The 19,950-nt window shown below is 72.8% G+C and carries 16 protein-coding genes, 2 rRNA genes and 1 riboswitch; of the genes, 14 read left to right on the forward strand and 4 right to left on the reverse strand.

Annotated elements, in window-relative coordinates:
• The 13 genes from AB0442_RS19760 to AB0442_RS19820 all read left to right on the forward strand — a co-directional run.
• Nucleotides 1-93, forward strand: a 23S ribosomal RNA gene (locus AB0442_RS19760); the annotation flags it as partial.
• A 108-nt stretch (nt 94-201) separates the two neighbouring features.
• Nucleotides 202-318: ribosomal RNA gene (gene rrf, locus AB0442_RS19765) — 5S ribosomal RNA — on the forward strand.
• Between the two features lie 103 nt (nt 319-421).
• On the forward strand, nt 422-1,033 hold the full coding sequence (pgsA, locus tag AB0442_RS19770; protein WP_366164242.1) for a CDP-diacylglycerol--glycerol-3-phosphate 3-phosphatidyltransferase: 612 nt from the start codon (nt 422-424) through the stop codon (nt 1,031-1,033).
• A gap of 145 nt (nt 1,034-1,178) precedes the next feature.
• Nucleotides 1,179-3,674, forward strand: a complete 2,496-nt coding sequence (locus tag AB0442_RS19775) for a mannose-1-phosphate guanyltransferase (RefSeq protein ID WP_366164243.1) — start codon at nt 1,179-1,181, stop codon at nt 3,672-3,674.
• Nucleotides 3,675-3,815: 141 nt separating this feature from the next.
• Nucleotides 3,816-4,850 (forward strand): DUF881 domain-containing protein, encoded by a 1,035-nt coding sequence (locus tag AB0442_RS19780; protein WP_366164244.1) that lies wholly within the window; start codon nt 3,816-3,818, stop codon nt 4,848-4,850.
• Nucleotides 4,847-5,179 (forward strand): small basic family protein, encoded by a 333-nt coding sequence (locus AB0442_RS19785; RefSeq protein ID WP_030269510.1) that lies wholly within the window; start codon nt 4,847-4,849, stop codon nt 5,177-5,179. The genes AB0442_RS19780 and AB0442_RS19785 overlap by 4 nt, the downstream gene beginning before the upstream one ends.
• Nucleotides 5,180-5,192: 13 nt before the next feature.
• Nucleotides 5,193-6,236 carry a DUF881 domain-containing protein gene (locus tag AB0442_RS19790; RefSeq protein ID WP_366164245.1) on the forward strand — a complete coding sequence of 348 codons (1,044 nt, stop codon included), beginning with the start codon at nt 5,193-5,195 and terminating at the stop codon, nt 6,234-6,236.
• 538 nt (nt 6,237-6,774) lie between these two features.
• Complete coding sequence (locus AB0442_RS19795) at nt 6,775-7,317, forward strand: FHA domain-containing protein (protein ID WP_344624323.1); 543 nt, start codon at nt 6,775-6,777, stop codon at nt 7,315-7,317.
• Nucleotides 7,318-7,379: 62 nt separating this feature from the next.
• Nucleotides 7,380-8,129, forward strand: coding sequence for a MerR family transcriptional regulator (locus tag AB0442_RS19800; protein WP_344624334.1), 750 nt, complete (start codon nt 7,380-7,382; stop codon nt 8,127-8,129).
• A 95-nt stretch (nt 8,130-8,224) separates the two neighbouring features.
• Nucleotides 8,225-8,698: a bifunctional nuclease family protein gene (locus AB0442_RS19805; RefSeq protein WP_263106328.1), complete on the forward strand. Its 474-nt coding sequence runs from the start codon at nt 8,225-8,227 to the stop codon at nt 8,696-8,698.
• A gap of 259 nt (nt 8,699-8,957) precedes the next feature.
• The gene (locus AB0442_RS19810; RefSeq protein ID WP_366164246.1) at nt 8,958-9,638 is read left to right on the forward strand and encodes a MerR family transcriptional regulator; all 681 of its coding nucleotides are present in this window, start codon (nt 8,958-8,960) and stop codon (nt 9,636-9,638) included.
• 126 nt (nt 9,639-9,764) lie between these two features.
• Nucleotides 9,765-10,442, forward strand: a complete 678-nt coding sequence (locus AB0442_RS19815; RefSeq protein ID WP_366164304.1) for an ElyC/SanA/YdcF family protein — start codon at nt 9,765-9,767, stop codon at nt 10,440-10,442.
• A 109-nt stretch (nt 10,443-10,551) separates the two neighbouring features.
• Nucleotides 10,552-11,988 carry a DNA polymerase IV gene (locus tag AB0442_RS19820; protein WP_366164247.1) on the forward strand — a complete coding sequence of 479 codons (1,437 nt, stop codon included), beginning with the start codon at nt 10,552-10,554 and terminating at the stop codon, nt 11,986-11,988.
• A 175-nt stretch (nt 11,989-12,163) separates the two neighbouring features.
• Here the strand turns inward: AB0442_RS19820 and AB0442_RS19825 are convergent, their stop codons facing one another.
• Both AB0442_RS19825 and AB0442_RS19830 read right to left on the reverse strand, forming a co-directional pair.
• A complete protein-coding gene (locus AB0442_RS19825) occupies nt 12,164-13,651 on the reverse strand; it encodes an MFS transporter (RefSeq protein WP_344624319.1) in 1,488 nt (495 codons plus the stop codon).
• Nucleotides 13,652-13,842: 191 nt separating this feature from the next.
• Nucleotides 13,843-15,120, reverse strand: a complete 1,278-nt coding sequence (locus AB0442_RS19830) for a DUF2382 domain-containing protein (RefSeq protein WP_366164248.1) — start codon at nt 15,118-15,120, stop codon at nt 13,843-13,845.
• 266 nt (nt 15,121-15,386) lie between these two features.
• A riboswitch (glycine riboswitch) is annotated at nt 15,387-15,490 on the forward strand.
• A gap of 223 nt (nt 15,491-15,713) precedes the next feature.
• Between AB0442_RS19830 and gcvP the strand changes: the two genes are divergently transcribed.
• Nucleotides 15,714-18,587, forward strand: a complete 2,874-nt coding sequence (gene gcvP, locus AB0442_RS19835) for an aminomethyl-transferring glycine dehydrogenase (protein ID WP_363546981.1) — start codon at nt 15,714-15,716, stop codon at nt 18,585-18,587.
• 103 nt (nt 18,588-18,690) lie between these two features.
• Here the strand turns inward: gcvP and AB0442_RS19840 are convergent, their stop codons facing one another.
• Complete coding sequence (locus AB0442_RS19840; protein WP_344624316.1) at nt 18,691-18,882, reverse strand: DUF5999 family protein; 192 nt, start codon at nt 18,880-18,882, stop codon at nt 18,691-18,693.
• A 354-nt stretch (nt 18,883-19,236) separates the two neighbouring features.
• Nucleotides 19,237-19,809, reverse strand: a complete 573-nt coding sequence (locus AB0442_RS19845; protein WP_363546978.1) for a hypothetical protein — start codon at nt 19,807-19,809, stop codon at nt 19,237-19,239.
• Nucleotides 19,810-19,950 lie beyond the last annotated feature (141 nt).

Raw genomic sequence — 19,950 nt, forward strand, 5'->3', positions numbered from 1 at the left:
GGCTCCCAGTAGACGACTGGGTTGATAGGCCGGATATGGAAGCCCCGTAAGGGGTGGAGTTGACCGGTACTAATAGGCCGAGGGCTTGTCCTCAGACGCTCGCGTTCACTGTGTGGTTCCCGGGTAGCGAACAGCTATCGCCGGCGAACGAAGTAACACTTATCAATTGAAAAGTGTGTTTCGCTGAATACCCGATAGGGTTTCGGTGGTCATAGCACGAGGGAAACGCCCGGTCACATTCCGAACCCGGAAGCTAAGCCTCGGAGCGCCGATGGTACTGCAGGGGGGACCCTGTGGGAGAGTAGGACGCCGCCGAACAATTCTTCATGGCAAAGCCCCCACCCAGCAGGGTGGGGGCTTTGTTGTTGTAAGGTCAATGCCGCACACGTTCACGGCGGTACAGCTGTCAGGAGGGTCCCAGGTGGAGGTTCAGGAGACGCGGGTGCAGACGGACCGCGTCCTCACCATCCCCAACCTGCTGAGCATGGCGCGGCTGGTGGGTGTGCCCGTCTTCCTGTGGCTGATCCTCTGGCCGGTGTTCGGCGGGCCGGAGAACGACGGCTGGGCGATCGTCGTGCTGATGCTGAGCGGCGTCAGCGACTACCTGGACGGCAAGCTCGCGCGGCGCTGGGGCCAGGTGAGCCGGCTCGGCCAGATCCTGGATCCGGCGGCGGACCGGCTGTACGTGCTGTCCACGCTGGTCGGTCTGACGTGGCGTGAGATCCTGCCGCTGTGGGTCACCGTCGTGCTGCTGGCGCGCGAACTGTTCATCGGCGCGCTGCTTCCCATTCTCAACCGGCACGGTTACGGGCCGCTCCAGGTGAGTTTCCTGGGGAAGGCGGCCACGTTCAACCTGATGTACGCCTTTCCGCTTCTGCTGCTCGGCAACGGGGAGAGCTGGCTGGCCACGGTTGCCGAGCCGGTCAGCTGGGCATTCATCTGGTGGGGCACGGTGCTCTACTGGTGGGCCGGCATCCTGTACGCCGTCCAGGCCCGGCAGCTGGTGCGGGCGGACCGCACGGCCGCCGTTTGAGCGGGCTGTTTGCACGCTGCTGACAAGATCTCCACGTCCGACTTGCCACGACACGGTGAGTCGGACGTTTTTATCCGGGTAGAGAAGCTCTGGAACGGTTTGATGGATCTGCAGGGTTCACCACCGCGAAGGAGGACGCACCCGAATGAAAGCCGTTGTGATGGCGGGTGGCGAAGGCACTCGACTCCGTCCGATGACGTCGAGCATGCCCAAGCCACTACTGCCGGTGGCCAACAGGCCGATCATGGAGCACGTACTGCGGCTGCTACGGCGGCACGGTCTCACGGACACCGTGGTGACCGTCCAGTTCCTGGCCTCCCTGGTGAAGAACTACTTCGGGGACGGCGAAGAGCTGGGGATGAACCTCACCTATGCCAATGAAGAGGTCCCGCTCGGTACCGCGGGCAGTGTGAAGAACGCCGAGGACGCGCTCAAGGACGACTCGTTTCTGGTGATCTCCGGTGACGCGCTCACCGATTTCGATCTTTCCGAGTTGGTGGCCTTCCACCGTGAGAAGGGCGCGCTGGTCACCGTCTGCCTGACCCGGGTGCCCAACCCGTTGGAGTTCGGCATCACGATCACCGACGACGAGGGGCGGGTCGAGCGCTTCCTGGAGAAGCCGACCTGGGGCCAGGTCTTCTCGGACACGGTGAACACCGGCATCTACGTGATGGAACCCGAGGTCTTCTCCTACGTCGCGGCCGGCGAGTCGGTCGACTGGTCGAGCGACGTCTTCCCGCAGCTGCTCAAGGAGGGCAAGCCGGTCTACGGCTACGTCGCCGAGGGCTACTGGGAGGACGTGGGCACGCACGAGAGCTACCTGAAGGCGCAGGCGGACGTCCTCGAGGGCAAGGTCGAGGTCGAGCTCGACGGCTTCGAGATCTCTCCCGGCGTGTGGGTGGCCGAGGGGGCCGAGGTCGACCCGGAGGCGGTGCTCCGCGGGCCGCTGTACATCGGCGACTACGCCAAGGTCGAGGCCGGGGTGGAGCTGCGCGAGCACACCGTGCTGGGCAGCAACGTGGTCGTCAAGCGCGGCGCCTTCCTGCACAAGGCGGTGGTCCACGACAACGTGTACGTCGGGCCGCAGAGCAACCTGCGCGGCTGTGTGATCGGCAAGAACACCGACGTGATGCGGGCCGCGCGGATCGACGAGGGCGCGGTGATCGGTGACGAGTGCCTGATCGGCGAGGAGTCGCTGCTGGCGGGCAACGTCCGGGTCTACCCGTTCAAGACCATCGAGGCCGGCGCGGTCGTCAACACCTCGGTGATCTGGGAGTCCCGCGGCCAGGAGCACCTGTTCGGCGTGCGCGGCGTCTCCGGCATCCTGAACGTGGAGATCACCCCGGAGCTCGCCGTCCGGCTGGCCGGCGCGTACGCCACCACCCTCAAGAAGGGGGCGACGGTCACCATCGCGCGTGACCACTCGCGTGGTGCCCGGGCGCTCAAGCGGGCGATGATCTCGGCGCTGCAGACCAGCGCGATCGACGTCCGCGACCTGGAGAACGTCCCGATGCCGGTCGCGCGGCAGAACACCGCGCGCGGCAGTGCGGGCGGCATCTTCCTGCGGACCACGCCGGGAGTGCCGGACTCGCTGGACATCCTGTTCTTCGACGGGGCCGGCGCCGACCTCTCGCAGGCGAGCCAGCGGAAGCTGGACCGCGTGTACGCGCGCCAGGAGTTCCGGCGGGCCTTCCCCGGTGAGATCGGCGACCTGCTGCACCCGTCCAGCGTGTTCGACTCGTACGCGCGGAACCTGCTGCGGGCGGTCGACACCAGCGGGGTGCGCGAGGCCGGCCTGAAGGTCGTGGTGGACGCCGCGCACGGCAGTGCGGGGCTCGTCCTGCCGAGCATCCTCGGCCGGCTCGGCGTCGAGACGCTCACCGTCGACAGCGGCCTCGACGAGGCCCGGCCGACCGAGGACGCCGAGGAACGGCGGGCCGCGCTGGCCCGGCTCGGCGAGCTGGTGGCCTCCTCTCGGGCGGCCTTCGGGGTGCGCTTCGACCCGGTGGGCGAGCGGGTGTCGTTCGTCGACGAGCTCGGCCGGGTGATCCAGGACGACCGGGCGCTGCTGGTGCTGCTCGACCTGGTCGCGGCGGAGCGGCGCAGCGGCCAGGTGGCGCTGCCCGTGACCACGACCCGGATCGCCGAGCAGGTCGCGGCGTACCACGGCACCCAGGTGACCTGGACGACCACCTCGCCGGACGACCTCGCGAAGGCGGCCGCGGAGGAGGGCACGGTGTTCGGCGGCGACGGGCGCGGCGGGTTCGTGGTGCCCGAGTTCAGCGGTGTGCTGGACGGTCCGGCGGCGTTCGTCCGGCTGGTCGGCCTGGTGGCCCGCACCCAGCTCACGCTGAGCCAGATCGACGCCCGGATCCCGCAGGCGCACATCAAGCGGCGCGACATCGCGACGCCGTGGGCGGCCAAGGGCATGGTGATGCGCTCGGTGGTGGAGGCGGCCGGCAGCCGGCGGCTGGACACCACGGACGGCGTGCGCGTGGTCGAGGCCGACGGCCGGTGGACGCTCGTCCTGCCGGACCCGGCCGAGGCGGTCACCCACCTGTGGGCGGAGGGCCCCGACGACGAGGCCACCGAGCAGCTGCTCGACGAGTGGGCGGCGGTGGTGGACTCCGCGGGACGCTGAGGGAACACCGCCCGGTGACCCGGCCGGGGCTCGGCGGCAGCACGCCGCCGCGCCCCGGCCGGTCACGGTTCGGTGTCCGTCCGGGACGGTAGCGCGGGGGCTGTGCGTACGCCGCCCCGGCGACATGGGACGATGTCCCGCATGCCAGCAACGCCGACGCCGAGCGACTCGAACGGACGGTTCAACCGCCCGGACGCCTCGATGTCCCTGCTGACCAACGTGATGGACCACAGCCTGGACGAGGGCTACGCCGAGGCCGCGCGCCGCGGGGACGGTCCGAGCCGGCTGCCGACGAGCCTGCGCGGCAAGCTCACCCTGGCGGTCGGGCTGGCCCTGGCGGCGACCGTGGTGACCGTGGGCGGGGTGAACGCCTCCAAGGCCGAGCCGACGCTCGCCAAGGAGCGGGACGCGCTCGTCCACCGGGTCAACGACGCCACGAAGGCCGCGGACACGCTGCAGCGGCAGGTCGAGGACCTGCGCACGAAGGTCGCGACGGCCCAGCAGCAGGCGCTGCCCGTCGGCGGCGACAACGCGCTCGCCCTGCTCGCCGCCCGGACCGGCACGGGGGAGATCAGCGGCCCGGGCATCAAGCTGGTGATCGACGACGCCTCGGGCACCGGCGCGGGCGGCTCGGCCAGCAATCCGCGGGAGGCCGAGGGGTTCAACAACACCGGCCGGCTGCGCGACCGCGACCTGCAGCTCGTGGTGAACGGGCTGTGGCTGTCCGGCGCCGAGGCGGTGTCGATCAACGGCCAGCGGCTGACGACGCTCTCCGCGATCCGCGCCGCGGGCGACGCGGTGCTGGTGGACAACCGGCCGCTGGTGCCCCCGTACACCGTGCTCGCGGTCGGGGACGGGGAGCGGTTCGCGCAGGCCTTCGACTCCAGCTCGGCCGGGCGCTACCTCAAGCTGATCCAGGACAGCTACGGCATCAAGTCGAGCGTGTCCGTGCAGAAGAAGATGTCGCTGCCGGCCGCGCTCGGCGTGACGCTGCGGACGGTGAAGCCCGGTGGTGCCGAGTCCTCCGCCCCGACGGCCTCCTCGGGCGGCACTCCGCCCCCGGGCAGTGCCCCGCCCTCGGCCGGCTCCTCGCCCTCGGGCAGTGCCTCGCCGTCCCGCCCGGACTCCCGGGCCACCAAGTCGACCGCCATCCGGACAGGAGTACCTTCACCGTGATTGCCGTTCTGGGGCTCGTGATCGGCGTCGTCGTCGGCCTCTTCGTCCAGCCCGAGGTCCCCGACGCCGTGGTGCCGTACCTGCCGATCGCGGTGGTGGCGGCGCTGGACGCGGTGTTCGGCGGTGTCCGGGCGATGCTGGACGGGATCTTCAACGACAAGGTCTTCGTCGTCTCGTTCCTCTCGAACGTGGTCGTCGCGGCCCTGATCGTCTTCCTCGGCGACCAGCTCGGCGTGGGCGCGCAGCTCTCGACCGGTGTCGTCGTGGTGCTCGGTATCCGGATCTTCTCCAACGCAGCCGCGATCCGGCGGCATGTGTTCAGGGCGTAGGGAGAGACACGTCGTGGAACAGGACGACAAGCCGAACGGCACGCCGGTGCCCCCCGCGGAGGAGGGCGCGGCGCCCGAGCCGCGCGAGGCTCTCCGGAAGACCGGCGAGGAGGCGGCGCCGTCCGTGACCCCGCCGGCCGGCGGTGAGCCCGCCGAGGGAGCCGTCGAGGCGCCGGACGCGGCCGCTGCGGAGCCTGCCCGGGCCCCCGCGGCGGACGGGAGCACCGAGCCCCGCCCGTCCGAGGCCGGTGCTGAGCCCACCGCTGAGCCGGCCACGCGGGTCGAGAAGACCGAGAAGGCGGAGGAGCCCGAGTCGGCGGACCCGGGTGCGCCGGCCGACTCACGCCGCAGGCTGCGGGGTGCGCTCTGGCCGCCGCGGCTCTCCCGCGGCCAGCTCGTCGTGGCCGTGCTGCTGTTCGCGCTGGGCCTGGGTCTGGCGATCCAGGTGCGTTCCACCAACGACCACAACCAGCTGCGCGGGGCCCGCCAGGAGGATCTCGTCCGCATCCTCGACGAACTGGACAGCCGCCAGCAGCGTCTCCAGCAGGAGAAGACGCAGCTGGAGCAGTCGTTGACCCAGTTGGAGAACAGCTCCAACCAGGCCAAGGAGGCCCAGGAGCAGACCAGGAGGAAGGCGACCGAGCTGGGTGTGCTCGCCGGCACGGAGCAGGCGACCGGGCCGGGAATCGTCTTGACGATCAATGATCCCCAGGGGCAGGTGAAGGCGGATATGCTGCTGGACACCCTGCAGGAACTCCGAGCGGCGGGAGCGGAGGCGATTCAGATCAACGACGTGCGTGTCGTGGCCGGCACCTACTTCACCGACGGCGCCGACGGCGGTGTGCAGATCGACGGCAAGAAGGTGACGCAGCCGTTCCGCTTCACGGTCGTGGGCAACCCCCAGGACCTGACGCCCGCGCTGAACATCCCGGGCGGCGTGGTCCGCACCCTGGAGAAGGAGCAGGCGACCGCGGTCATCACCCAGCAGCAGAAGGTGGTCGTCGACGCGCTCGCAGCGCCGAAGCCGCTGCAGTACGGCAAGCCGGCGGCGAAGTGACGGGCCGACTGTCCTACGGTCCGTCAGGTACGCGCGGCCCCCGGTGGCGCGCCGCCGGGCAGCCTGAGGCACACTGGGATGTTCCACCCCGGCGGTGCGCTCCGCCGCCTGCTCGGGCCCGGCCGGATGCCGGGCAAGCTGCCTGTCCGAGCCTGTCACCCTGCCCCGCGGGCGGGTCTGTCACACGCAAGGGGATTCGCCCGTGAGTCTGTTCTCGAAGCTTTTCGGCCGCAACAACCGCCAGGAGTCGGCGGACGCGCCCACCGCGCGTCACCGCCACCCGGGGGAGGAGGCCGCCGTCCCCGGCATGCGGCCCGCGCCCGAGGCGGACCAGTACGCCGAGCGCCCGCTGTTCCGCGACGGCCACGGCGCGGCTCCGTACGAGGGGAATGCCCGGGGCTACGGCGCGTCGGTTGAATCGGGTGGCGCGCCGCGCATAGGTTTCCCGGCAGCACCCTCAACCTCCGGTGGAGGGTTTACCCCGGACCCCTACGCCGGGCACGTCCAGCAGGGTGTGCCGAGCCAGGAGGCTGTGACGATGGCTGGCACCTCCCCGTGTCCGCGGTGCGGCAACCAGAACCCGGTCACGGCCCGGTTCTGCTCCAACTGCGGGACGGCGCTGCGCAGCGCGCCGGTGCCGGAGAGGGCCGCCGAGACCACGTCGACCATCTCGATCTCCGGGATCGAGTCGTACGAGCCCGGTGCCACCTCGACCGGCGCCACCCCGGCGCTGTCGCCCGAGGTGCTGGCCGCGATCGACGCCCTGCCGCCGGGCTCCGCCCTGCTGATCGTGCAGCGCGGCCCGAACTCCGGCAGCCGGTTCCTGCTCGACTCGGACGTGACCACCGCGGGCCGCCACCCGCAGGGCGACATCTTCCTGGACGACGTGACGGTCTCGCGCCGCCACGTGGAGTTCAGGCGGCTGCCCGGCGGTGGTTTCTCGGTCGCGGACGTCGGCAGCCTGAACGGCACGTACGTCAACCGGGAGCGGATCGACGAGGTGACGCTCAGCAACGGCGACGAGGTCCAGATCGGCAAGTACCGGCTGGTGTTCTTCGCCGGCCACGTCCGGGGGTACTGAATCCGACGTCGGCAGGAGCCCGAGTGACCGCGAACCCTCCCACCACCCTCGGGGCCACCCCCGTGCCCGCCACACGCCGTGCGGCCGAGGCACGGGGGAGGGGCGGCGACGAGCTGCTCTCGATCGGCGCCGTCCTGGCGTTCCTCCGGGACGACTTCCCCGAGGTCACCATCTCCAAGATCCGCTTCCTGGAGGCGGAGGGGCTGGTCGACCCGCAGCGCACCCCGTCCGGCTACCGCAAGTTCAGCGCCGGGGACGTCGAACGGCTGGCGTACGTGCTGCGCATGCAGCGCGACCACTACCTGCCGCTGCGGGTGATCCGCGAGCACCTGGACGCCATCGAGCGCGGCGAGGCGCCGCCGGCGCTGCCCGCGCCGGAGGCCCGGCCCGGCCCGTTGGAGGAGGCCGACCGGGAGCTCGGCGCCGCGTCCGGCGCGGTCGCCGGGGTGCGGCTCGGGCGGGCGGAGCTGCTCGCCGCGGCCGAGGCGGAGGAGGGCGAGCTCCTCGAGTGGGAGTCCTACGGTCTGGTCACGGCCGGGCCGGACGGCGGCTACGACGGGGAGGCGCTGCAGATCGCCCGGCTGGTCGCCGAGCTCGGCCGGTACGGCCTGGAGCCCCGCCACCTGCGGGCCATGAAGGCCGCCGCGGAGCGCGAGGTGGCCCTGGTCGACCAGGTGGTGGCGCCGCTGCGCCGGCACCGCAACCCGCAGACCCGGGCGCACGCCGAGACCACCGCCCGGGAGCTGGCCACGCTCTCCGTCCGGCTGCACGCGGCCATGGTGCAGGCGGGCCTGCGGGCCCGGCCGAACTGAGCGCCGGTGCCGACGACACCCCGGGGCCGCGTTGCTGACCAGGGCCGGAAGGACTGCGCTTTCCTATCGGCGGCGCGCGCCATAGGGTTGCCAGTGTGAATGAGCTCGACGTCGTGGGTGTCCGGGTGGAGATGCCTTCCAACCAGCCGATCGTGCTGCTGCGGGAGGTCGGGGGCGATCGGTACCTGCCGATCTGGATCGGCCCCGGCGAGGCGACCGCGATCGCTTTCGCGCAGCAGGGCATGACCCCGGTGCGGCCGCTGACGCACGACCTTTTCAAGGACGTGCTCGACGCGCTGGGCCAGCAGCTCACCGAGGTCCGGATCAGCGACCTGCGGGAGGGCGTCTTCTACGCCGAGCTCGTCTTCTCCGGCGGTGTCGAGGTGAGTGCGCGTCCCTCGGACGCCATAGCGCTGGCGCTGCGGACCGGGACGCCGATCTACGGCAGCGAGAACGTGCTCGCCGAGGCGGGCATCGCGATCCCGGACGAGCAGGAGGACGAGGTCGAGAAGTTCCGCGAGTTCCTCGACCAGGTCTCGCCGGAGGACTTCGGCGGCGGCCAGCAGTAGCGGCGCCCGAGGCGGCGCCGCCCGCGGACGGCGCGCGTACTGCGCGCTCCGGGGCGCTGCAACCGCGCTTTGCAAAAGCGGCCCCTCCTACCCACACTAAGGGCACGAAAAACCACTCTTCGGAGTGACATCCGACCGGAGCCCCGGCGTGGCGATCGTTGACGGGCCTGTGGTGACTGCCTACCGTCAAGGGAGGTTCCGGTCGGCCTGCGCCGTCCGGCGCCGGGAGAGCCGCAGGACCGAGTGGACGGAGGCAGGCATGAGCGGTAACGGCGACGCCACCGCCGGGGGCCTGTGCGCCGTGCACCTGCCGCGCGCCGCCCGAGGACCGGTTGCGCGGGGCCGGGAGGCGCTGACCGAGCCGGCCGAGCCCGAACTGCCCCGGGTGGGCCGCTTCCCCGCCGTCCAGGCCGGGCAGCCCGCGATCGAGCGCATCCCGCCCACCTCCGCCCTGGTCGGGTACCGCGGGCCGACCGCCTGTGCGGCCGCCGGCATCACGTACCGTCAGCTCGACTACTGGGCCCGCACCGGGCTGCTGGAGCCCAGCGTCCGCACCGCCTACCCGGCCGGAGCGCAGCGGCTCTACAGCTTCCGCGACATCCTCCTGCTGAAGATCGTCAAGCGGCTGCTGGACGCCGGCGTCTCGCTGCAGAACATCCGCGTCGCCGTCGCCCACCTCCAGGCGGCCGAGCCCGCCGACCTCACCGGCCTGACCCTGATGTGCGACGGCGCCACCGTCTACGAGTGCACCAGCCCGCAGCAGGTCGTCGACCTGATCGGCGGCGGCCAGGGCATGTTCGGCATCGCCGTCGGCGCGGTCTGGCAGGAGCTGGAGACCGCCCTCGGCCGGCTGCACGCCGAGCGCACCGACACCGGTGAGACCCTGGTCGGCCACAACCCGGCCGACGAGCTCGCCCAGCGGCGCAACCGCGCGGTCTGACACGGCGACCGCGGTCCGACGCGGCGACGGGGCCCGCCCGGGGGTGGAACCGCACCGGCCCCGGTCGGCGTCCCGCCAGATGTGTCGATCAAGGATGTGAAGGTGCTGCGCAAGGCCGTGGCGCGGCTGCGGCGGATCCCCGGGCTCGGCGACCGCACCGGTCGGCGCCGCTGGTTCCAGGCCGCCGTCCTCGTCAGCGCCGTCGGGCTCGCACCCAGCACCTGGCTGTGGACGGGCGAGGGCGGGCGGGTCACCACGGTGGCCGACGCCCCGGCCGCGCCCGTGGCCGTGGTCTTCGGCGCCGGACTCTTCGGCGGCGAGCCCTCCCCGTACCTGGCGCACCGGCTCGACGCGGCGCTGAACCTCTATCAGCAGCACAAGGTGCGGGCCATCCTGGTCACCGGGGACAACAGCACCACCGACTACGACGAGACCGACGCCATGCGCCGCTACCTGACGGACCGCGGGGTGCCCGACGTCCGGGTGGTCGGCGACTACGCCGGCTTCGACACCTGGGACTCCTGCAGCCGGGCCCGCCGCGTGTTCGGCGTCGACCACGCCCTGCTGGTCAGTCAGGGCTTCCACGTGCGGCGGGCCCTGGCGCTGTGCGAGGCGGCCGGCATCGACGCGTACGCCGTCGCCGTGGACGAGCCGCACGACACCACCTGGTACTACGGCGGACTGCGGGAGATCCCGGGGGCCGGCAAGGCGGCGCTGGACGCCTGGCTGCGGCCCGACCCGCAGTTCCTGGGCGCGACCGAGCCCGGGGTCACCCGCGCGCTCGCGGACGCCGCCAAGCCGTAGCTGTATCGACCCGCGGGGCGCGGACCCCGCCGAGGCGTGGCGCGGGCCCGGCGGACCGGGGGCGGCCCGCCTCGAACGGATTGTCACAGCCGTGCGCGATGATCGCGGTGTGCGGACTGTGCCGAGCATCATCCACCTCGACATGGACGCCTTCTTCGCCGCGGTGGAGCAGGCGGCCAAGCCGAGCCTGCGCGGCAAACCCGTGGTGGTCGGCGGCCTCGGCGGCCGCGGCGTCGTCGCCACCGCCTCCTACGAGGCCCGCAGGTTCGGCGTCCACTCGGCCATGCCGATGGCCCAGGCGCGCCGGCTCTGCCCGAACGCCGCCTTCCTGTCCGGCCGCTTCGCCGCCTACCGCCAGAACAGCGACATCGTCATGGCCCTGCTGCGCGAACGCTCCCCGCTGGTCGAGCCGCTGAGCCTCGACGAGGCCTTCGTCGACCTGGAGGCCGGCCCGTACGGCCCCGCCCTCGCCGAGGCCGACCCGGAGACCGGTGCGCAGCTGGTGCTCGCGGTCGCCGAGGACCTGCGCGCCGACATCCTCGAACGGACCGGCCTCACCGCCTCCGTCGGCGCCGCAGGCTCCAAGCTGATGGCGAAGATCGCCTCCGAGCGGGCCAAGCCGGACGGCCTGGTGCTGGTGGAGGTCGGTTCGGAGCGGGCCGTGCTCAGCCCGATGCCCGTCCGGGCGCTGCCCGGGATCGGCCCGGCCACCGAGCAGACGCTGCGCCGCGCGGGCCTGACCACCGTGGCCGACCTCGCGGACGCCGGTGAGGCCGAGCTCGTCCACCTGCTCGGGCGGGCGCACGGCACCGGTGTCCACCTGATGGCCGTCGGCCACGACGAGCGGGCCGTGGTGCCCGACCGCGACGCCAAATCGGTGTCGGTCGAGGACACCTTCGAGGTCGACCTCGCCGACCGCGACCGCATCCTGTACGAGGTCGACCAGCTCACCGCCCGCTGCGTCAAGCGGCTGCGGGCGGCGGGCCGCTCCGGCCGCACGGTGGTGCTGAAGGTGCGCCGCTTCGACTTCTCCACCCTGACCCGCTCCGAGACGCTCCGCGCCCCCACCGACGACGAGGGCGTGATCGCGGAGACGGCCCGCCGGCTGGCCCTGCAGGTCGACACCACCGGCGGGGTGCGGCTGCTCGGCGTGGGCGTCTCCCAGCTCGCCGACTACACGCAGGAGGACCTCTTCGCCCAGGCCGCGCACGCCGCGGAGGTGGAGGTGGAGGCAGCAGCGGCGGCGGAGGCAGCAGCGGGGGCGGAGGCAGCAGCGGGGGCGGAGGCAGGGGTGGCGTCGGCGGAGGCCGGGGGGCCGGACGCCGCCGACACGGCTCCGGCCGTGCCGCCGGCGCTGCGCCGCTGGCTGCCCGGGCAGGACGTCCACCACGCCGAGCACGGTCCCGGCTGGGTGCAGGGCAGTGGTGTCGGCCGGGTCACCGTGCGCTTCGAGACGCCGTACGGCCCGCCGGGCCGGGTGCGGACCTTCGCCGTCGACGATCCGGACCTGGAGCCCTCCGACCCGCTGCCGCTGCGCCGGGCCTGAGCTCCCGGCTCTCAAGGCCGCCCGGGACACCGGTGGAAATGGCGAGCGGCCCCGCACCGTCCCAGTGCGGGGCCGCTCGGCGGGGCCGGGCCGTGTCCGCGGTCGCATGCCCACAACCGTCCACGGGGCCCGGCCCCCCTCGCGCCTCGTCCCCTGGCGCGAGGGAGACGCCTCGTCAGGCGTCGGTCTTGGCCAGCTCGGGGCTGGAGGGGGTGGCCTCGGCCGGGGTGGCGGCCGGGAGGTCGGCGGCCTTGATCCGGCGGATGGCGAACGGCACCAGGCCGGCGACCACGCACATCACGGCGGCCGTCCAGTAGGCGTGCTCGTAGGCGGTCAGGGTCGGCAGGGCGATCGGGATCGGCAGCTTCATGGTGTCGCCGGTGAGGATGGCCGCCATGACGGCGGTGCCGACGGCGCCGCCGACGGTGCGCAGCACCGCGTTCATGCCGTTGGCGATGCCGCTCTGCTCGGCGGGCACGGCGCCGTTGATGTAGGCGGGCATGGCCGCGTAGGCGAGGCCGACGCCGAGGCCGAAGACGGCGGAGGCGAGGTAGATGTCGATCTCGTGGCTGTGCCGGACGGCGAGGTAGGCCATCGCGACGGCGCCGAGCAGACCGCCGGCGACGAGCGGCAGGCGGGGGCCGCGGCGGGCGATCATCAGGGCGCCGAGCGGGGCGGCGACCATCGAGCCGAGCGCGGACGGCAGCAGCATGATGCCGGCGTGCAGCACGGTGGCGGTGAAGCCGTAGTGGGCGAGCTTCTCCGGGGTCTGCGCGAAGTTGCTGATGACCATGAAGGAGCCGTACATCCCGAAGCCCATGAGCAGGCCGGAGATGTTGGTGAAGGCGACGGCCGGGCGGGACATCATCTTCATGTCGACCAGCGGGTGGCTGACCTTGACCTCGATGAGGATCCAGACGAGGGCGACCACGGCGGCGACGGCGAACAGGCCGAGGGTGCGGTTGGAGGTCCAGCCCCAGTGGTTGCCCTGGCTGACGGCGATCAGCAGGGCGGAGAGCCAGCCGGCCAGGGTGAGCGCGCCGAGCGGGTCGGCGCCGCCCTCCTTGTCGACGACCGGGTCCTTGGGGACGCGGATCGCGACCAGCGCGACGGCGATGATGCCGAAGGCCAGGCCCATCCAGAAGATCGACTTGTAGCTCCAGTGCTCCAGCAGCAGGCCGGTGGCGACCAGGCCGAGGCCGCTGCCGACGCCCATGGAGGCGCTGATGGCGGCGACGCCGCCGGTGACCTTGGCCTTGGGCAGCTCGTCGCGGACGATGCTGATCGCGAGCGGGAGCACGCCACCGCCGGCGCCCTGGAGCACGCGGGCGACGACCAGCCAGGTGAAGGAGTGGGTGCCGACCGCGAGGGCGGAGCCCGCGACCAGGCCGGCGAGCGAGACCAGCAGCATCGGCTTGCGGCCGCGGAGGTCGCCGAACCGGCCGAGCAGCGGCGTGAGCACGGCCGCGGAGAGCAGGTTGGCGGTCATCAGCCAGGTGATGCTGGAGCCGGAGACGTCGAGCTCCTTGGCGAGCGACGGCAGGATCGGCACGACCGCGGTCTGCACCACGCTGAACGCCAGCATGGCCAGCACGAGCGCGGGGAGCACCCGCGCACTGCTCGGCTTCTCGTCCGTGGCGGCGGGCTGTGGGGCCTCACTCACGGTGGGTTTCCTCCCGTTGGGTCGCCGGAAGCCGGTCACTGCTTCAGGCGAGCGATAGTGAATGAACTGAAGTAACGATGCAGGTAGATACTTCAGCCTGTCAAATATCGATCGGTGAAGCTTTGGCAAAGCGCAGGTCCCGGCCCGCCGCAGCGGACCGGGACTCCGGGGGACGTCCTGCCGTCGGAGGATCAGACGGGGCGCAGCGGCTCCGGCCGGGCCGGCTGCGCCGCGGCCGTCCGCGCCGCGACCTGGACGGGCGCCTGGCCCGACGCGGCGGGTGCAGGCGCCGGCTGCCCACCGGCCGGAGCGGGCCCGGCCGGAGCGGGCCCGGTCGCGGCAGCCGCGGCGGTCGCCGTGGTGGAGGCGTTCGTGGCCGCCGCGCGGTCGGCCGGCTGGGGGCCGTACGGCTGGCGCGCCGTCCCGTCGTGCACCTCGACCTGCTCGCGCCGCAGCTCCTCGCGGACGAGCTCCTCCTCGGTGTAGCGCTCCACCACCAGGCGCACCCGCTCGACCGGGGCCAGGTACTTGCGCACCACCGGCCGCTCCTCGCGCAGGGTCACCTCCTCGACCGCCTCGGCGATCTCCTGGTCGCTCAGCGCGGCCCGCTCGGCGTCGCTCACCGGCACCCGCTCCACCCGCACCCGCTCCCGCACCACCGACACCCGGCGCTCCACGGCCTCCGAGGTGACGTACTTGCGCAGCCGGGCGGTGCCCAGCACGTGCCACTCGGTGCTGATGTCCAGCCGTTCCTCGCGGCAGACGATCTCGACCGGCCCGTGCGCCGAGGCCTCGCCGCCTTGCTGCCGCTCCGGCCGCTCGGGCCGGTGCGCGGCGGTCGGCGCGGTGGTCGGCGCGGCCGGTGGGCGGACGGCGCCGCCGGCCGGCACCACCGGGAGCTGCATGGTGTTCTCCGAGCCGTCCTGCCGGGAGCCGGCCGGTCCGGAGCCGTCCGGCCGGGTCCCCTCCTGCCGGGGCCCGTCGTGGCGCGTGCCGCCGTGCTGCCCGTCGGCGTGGTCCGTCCGGCCGTGGCCGTTCGCCGCCGGGCGGCCGTTCGCCGCGGACTGCTCGGGCGCCGCGTGCGCGACCGCGCCGAACTCGGTGTCACCGGGGCGCTCGGCGGGCGCCGGACCCGCCTCCGGGCCCGGCCGACCGTTGGAGGTGTCCAGCCCGTAGTAGCGGTAGAGCTGCAACTCCTGGGCGGGTGACAGGTGCTGGCCCACACCGAAGTCCGGGGAGTCCTTCACCAGCGACTTGTCGTACGGGACCTTGAGCTCCTCGCCCGAGAACTCGCTGGTGGTCAGCGGGACGAAGGCGTCCCGGCCGAAGATCCCGGTGCGGACGGCGGCCCACTCGGGCTCACCGGTCGCGTCGTCGAGATACACCTCGTCGACCGTGCCGATCTTCTCACCGTTCCGGTCGACCGCCTTGTGCCCGATCAGGTCTCGCGGATCGATATCGGTCTGCACGCTGTCCTCCAGTGCCTACTGCTCCTGTGTCTCCGCGGACGTCGGGACGGCTGGAGGAGCTGGCCAGACGCCATCTACACAGAACGCCATGGACCGGTCACCGGCGAGCCGGGAGCGGCCGTCCGGGCCGGTGATCGGCCGTCCGGGGGGCGGGCACGGCCCGCGGGCCCGCAGGCGGGGCCGGCGGACCGGCCACCGGCGGTGGGACGCCGGTCACAGCACCCGCCATTCCCGGTGGTCCCGCTGGTACCCTGGGCGGCGACCGCCGAGCCCGCGCGGGAGAGTCCCCGACCCCGCTGAGCTGGGGAAGGGGCGCCGAAGGAGCAACTCCTCCCCGGAATCTCTCAGGCACCCGTACCGCATGGGCCAGGTCACTCTGGAAAGCAGGGCAGGACCGCCGGCACAGGAGCCGTCGGCACCACCCTCACCGACGGTGCAAGCCGACGAGATGCCCTCGGGCGTCGAAACGGCGAAGCTCTCAGGTACCGATGACAGAGGGGGAGGCCTGACGGGTTCGTACGTCTCCGGCTCCCCACGGCGGCCGACCGGCGTGCGTACCCCCGCCGGTCCGTGACCAGGAGGCCTCGACCCCCATGAACGCCCAGCCGAACCTCACCGAGCTCGAGCAGGCCAGCCCCTTCGAGACCCGCCACATCGGCCCCGACGCCGCCGCCCAGGAGAAGATGCTCGCCCAGGTGGGCTTCGCGTCGCTGGACGAGCTGGCCGACGCGGCCGTTCCCGAGGCCATCCGCAGCCTGACCGCGCTGGACCTGCCCGCCGGCCGCAGCGAGGCCCAGGTCCTCGCCGAGCTGCGCGAGCTGGCCGACCGCAACCGGGTCGCCACCTCCATGATCGGCCTCGGCTACTACGGCACCTTCACCCCGCCGGTGATCCTGCGCAACGTGCTCGAGAACCCGGCCTGGTACACCGCCTACACCCCGTACCAGCCGGAGATCTCGCAGGGCCGCCTCGAGGCGCTGCTGAACTTCCAGACCCTGGTCTCCGACCTCACCGGCCTCGCCACCTCCGGCTCCTCGCTGCTCGACGAGGGCACCGCCGCCGCCGAGGCGATGGCGCTGGCCCGCCGCGTCACCAAGGTCAAGGGCGGCGTCTTCCTGATCGACGCCGACACCCTGCCGCAGACCGTCGCGGTCATCGAGACCCGCGCCGAGCCGACCGGCGTCGAGGTGGTCGTCGCCGACCTGTCCGAGGGCATCCCGGCCGAGATCGCCGAGCGCGGCGTCTTCGGCGTGCTGCTCCAGTACCCGGGTGCCGCCGGCGCCGTCCGCGACCTCACCCCGGTCATCGAGCAGGCCCACGGCCTCGGCGCGGTCGTCGCCGTCGCCGCCGACCTGCTCGCCCTCACCCTGCTCAAGTCCCCGGGCTCGATGGGCGCCGACATCGCCTGCGGCACCTCGCAGCGCTTCGGCGTGCCGATGGGCTTCGGCGGCCCGCACGCCGGCTACCTCGCCGTCCGCGCCGAGTTCGCCCGCAACCTGCCCGGCCGCCTGGTCGGCGTCTCCGTCGACTCCGACGGCAACCGCGCCTACCGCCTGGCCCTGCAGACCCGCGAGCAGCACATCCGCCGCGAGAAGGCCACCAGCAACATCTGCACCGCCCAGGTGCTGCTCGCCGTGATGGCCTCGATGTACGCCGTGTACCACGGCCCCGACGGCCTCGCGGACATCGCCCGCCGCACCCACCGCTACGCCGCCGCGCTCGCCGCGGGCCTGCGCGCCGGCGGCGTCGAGCTGGTGCACGGCGCCTTCTTCGACACCGTCACCGCCCGCGTCCCGCAGCGCGCCGACGAGGTCGTCGCCGCCGCCCTCGAGGCGAACATCAACATCCACAAGGTGGACGCCGACACCGTCTCGATCTCCTGCGACGAGACCACCACCCGCGAGCACGTCACCGCGCTGTGGGCCGCGTTCGGCATCGCCGGCGGCGAGCTCGACGAGACCGCCGACGCGCTGCCGGCCGCCCTGCTGCGCGACGACGAGTACCTCACCCACCCGGTCTTCCACAGCCACCGCTCCGAGACCGCCATGCTGCGCTACCTGCGCCGCCTGTCGGACCGCGACTACGCGCTGGACCGCGGCATGATCCCGCTGGGCTCGTGCACCATGAAGCTCAACGCCACCACCGAGATGGAGCCGGTCACCTGGCCCGAGTTCGGCCAGCTGCACCCGTTCGCCCCGGCCGACCAGGTGCAGGGCTTCCTCAGCCTGATCCACGGCCTGGAGCAGCAGCTCGTCGAGGTCACCGGCTACGACGCCGTCTCCATCCAGCCGAACGCCGGCTCCCAGGGCGAGCTGGCCGGTCTGCTGGCCGTCCGCGCCTACCACCTGGCCAACGGCGACACCCAGCGCGACGTCTGCCTCATCCCGTCCTCCGCGCACGGCACCAACGCCGCCTCCGCGGTGATGGCCGGCATGCGCGTCGTCGTGGTCAAGACCCTGGTCGACGGCGACGTCGACGTCGAGGACCTCAAGGCCAAGATCGAGCAGCACCGCGACCAGCTCTCGGTGCTGATGGTCACCTACCCGTCCACCCACGGCGTGTACGAGACCGAGATCACCGAGATCTGCGCCATGGTGCACGAGGCCGGCGGCCAGGTGTACGTCGACGGCGCCAACCTCAACGCGCTGGTCGGCCTCGCCAAGCCGGGCAAGTTCGGCGCCGACGTGTCGCACCTGAACCTGCACAAGACCTTCTGCATCCCGCACGGCGGCGGCGGCCCGGGCGTCGGCCCGGTCGCGGTCCGCGCGCACCTCGCGCCGTACCTGCCGAACCACCCGCTGCAGGCGGAGGCCGGCCCGGCCACCGGCGTCGGCCCGATCTCGGCCGCCCCCTGGGGCTCGGCGGCGATCCTGCCGATCTCCTGGTCGTACGTCCGCCTGATGGGCGGCGAGGGCCTCAAGCGCGCCACCCAGGTGGCCGTGCTGAACGCCAACTACATCGCCAAGCGGCTCGCCCCGCACTTCCCGGTGCTCTACACCGGCCCCGGCGGCCTCGTCGCGCACGAGTGCATCATCGACCTGCGCCCGCTCACCAAGGAGACCGGCGTGACGGTCGACGACGTGGCCAAGCGCCTGATCGACTACGGCTTCCACGCCCCGACCATGTCGTTCCCGGTGGCCGGCACGCTGATGATCGAGCCCACCGAGTCCGAGGACCTGCACGAGATCGACCGCTTCTGCGAGGCGATGATCCAGATCCGCGCGGAGATCGAGAAGGTCGGCTCCGGCGAGTGGGCCGCCGAGGACAACCCGCTGCGCAACGCCCCGCACACCGCCGCCGAGCTGGCCGGCGACTGGCAGCACCCGTACACCCGCGAGGAGGCCGTCTTCCCGGCCGGCGTGAACCCCGCGGACAAGTACTGGCCGCCGGTGAGCCGGATCGACGGCGCCTACGGCGACCGCAACCTGGTCTGCTCCTGCCCCCCGCTGGACGAGTACGGCAACTGAGCCGGTAGCGCACGACGGCGAGGGCCCCGGAGGACGATTCCTCCGGGGCCCTCGCGGCGTTCCCGGCCGGTGGTGCCGGGATGCTGTGGTGCTGCCGGGTCGGTCAGGCCGCCACGGCGAGCGGGCGCCGCGGCGCGATCACCCGGCCGTCGGGCAGCAGTTCACCGGTGTCCTCGAAGAGCAGGACGCCGTTGCAGAGCAGGCTCCAGCCCTGCTCGGGGTGGCGGGCCACCGGTACGGCCGCCTCGCGGTCGGCCGACTCGGCCGAAGGACACTCAGTACGGTGCTGGCACATAGCTCGTACCCTCGCTTCGCTCGGATCCTGCCCCGCCGCACGGCACCCCCGTGGCGCGCCGCCCTGCCGGCGGATCATCCTCGCCGGCCCAGGTGTGAACCGGCGCTCCGGTGGGTAGGACAAGCCCCCACATCCGCTGGTTCCCAGTGTCGGCATCCCGGGTCCTTCCCGCAGCCTTTTTGTGACATGAGCCACAACCCGTCGCGGGAGATCACCCGTTCAGGCGGCCGACCTGTTCCGGAACGGCCGGACGGGCCACCGGGTTACTGACCCTGGTAGGTCAGAACCGATGGCCCGTCCGGGTGATGCGGAGGTGCCGGTCCGGCGGTCGCGCTCCGGCCGACGCGCGGCGGTTCAGCTCTGGCTGAGCAGCATCGCGGCGCCGCCGAGCGGCGGGCGCTCCAGCGCCGCCAGCAACTCGCCCGCCCGGTAGATCCGGTGGGCCGTCACCCCGAGCGGCGCGGGGGAGAGCGGGATCAGCAGGTCGTCCCCGCCGTCCGGCGCCGAACCGTTCAGCCACAGCGCCGTGGCGTAGTGCCCCGGCATCGTCAGCAGCCGGGGCAGCCGGATCGTCCGCGAACCCTGGGCCAGCTGCCAGGCCTGCCGCAACGCCCGGACGGTGGAGTCGAGGTAGGGGCCGGCCGCGAAGTGCGAGAAGGTGTGCCCGGCCACCGTCTCCGTCACCTCCGCCGCCGCGACGACGCCGCCGCTGCCCTGCTTGATGAGGAACCGCCAGCCGGTGCGCCGCGCGGTGCCCAGCGCGGACCCCTCCAGCACGTACACGGCCAGCGGATGCGCGGGGAGCAGCGGGCCGGCGGTATGGCGCAGCGCGGCGGCCGCGGGCTTGCTCAGCGCACCCTCGTCGTCGAGGGCGGCCAGCACGGCGCGCAGGGCGCTCGGCGGTGGCTGGGGGGTCTGCAGAGTCATGGCGGGTCGCCTCTCTGTGCGAGATCGGCGTGCGAGTGCGGCATACCGGCGTGGCGGGACCTGGCCGTGTCCGGTTGGGCATGATCGCGGTGCGGGCACGGAACCACGCGAGCACGAGGTTGTCGTGCGGCGGGAAACCGG

This window comes from Kitasatospora sp. NPDC085895, assembly GCF_040702125.1.
Classification (GTDB): domain Bacteria; phylum Actinomycetota; class Actinomycetes; order Streptomycetales; family Streptomycetaceae; genus Kitasatospora; species Kitasatospora arboriphila.

What these genes read in the sequence shown, in the direction of transcription:
- gcvP (WP_363546981.1), top strand. Translation starts at nt 15,714, where the DNA reads ATGAACGCCCAGCCGAACCTCACCGAGCTCGAGCAGGCCAGCCCCTTC.
- AB0442_RS19775 (WP_366164243.1), top strand. Translation starts at nt 1,179, where the DNA reads ATGAAAGCCGTTGTGATGGCGGGTGGCGAAGGCACTCGACTCCGTCCG.
- AB0442_RS19780 (WP_366164244.1), top strand. Translation starts at nt 3,816, where the DNA reads ATGCCAGCAACGCCGACGCCGAGCGACTCGAACGGACGGTTCAACCGC.
- AB0442_RS19845 (WP_363546978.1), bottom strand. Translation starts at nt 19,809, where the DNA reads ATGACTCTGCAGACCCCCCAGCCACCGCCGAGCGCCCTGCGCGCCGTG.
- AB0442_RS19810 (WP_366164246.1), top strand. Translation starts at nt 8,958, where the DNA reads ATGAGCGGTAACGGCGACGCCACCGCCGGGGGCCTGTGCGCCGTGCAC.
- AB0442_RS19840 (WP_344624316.1), bottom strand. Translation starts at nt 18,882, where the DNA reads ATGTGCCAGCACCGTACTGAGTGTCCTTCGGCCGAGTCGGCCGACCGC.
- AB0442_RS19795 (WP_344624323.1), top strand. Translation starts at nt 6,775, where the DNA reads ATGGCTGGCACCTCCCCGTGTCCGCGGTGCGGCAACCAGAACCCGGTC.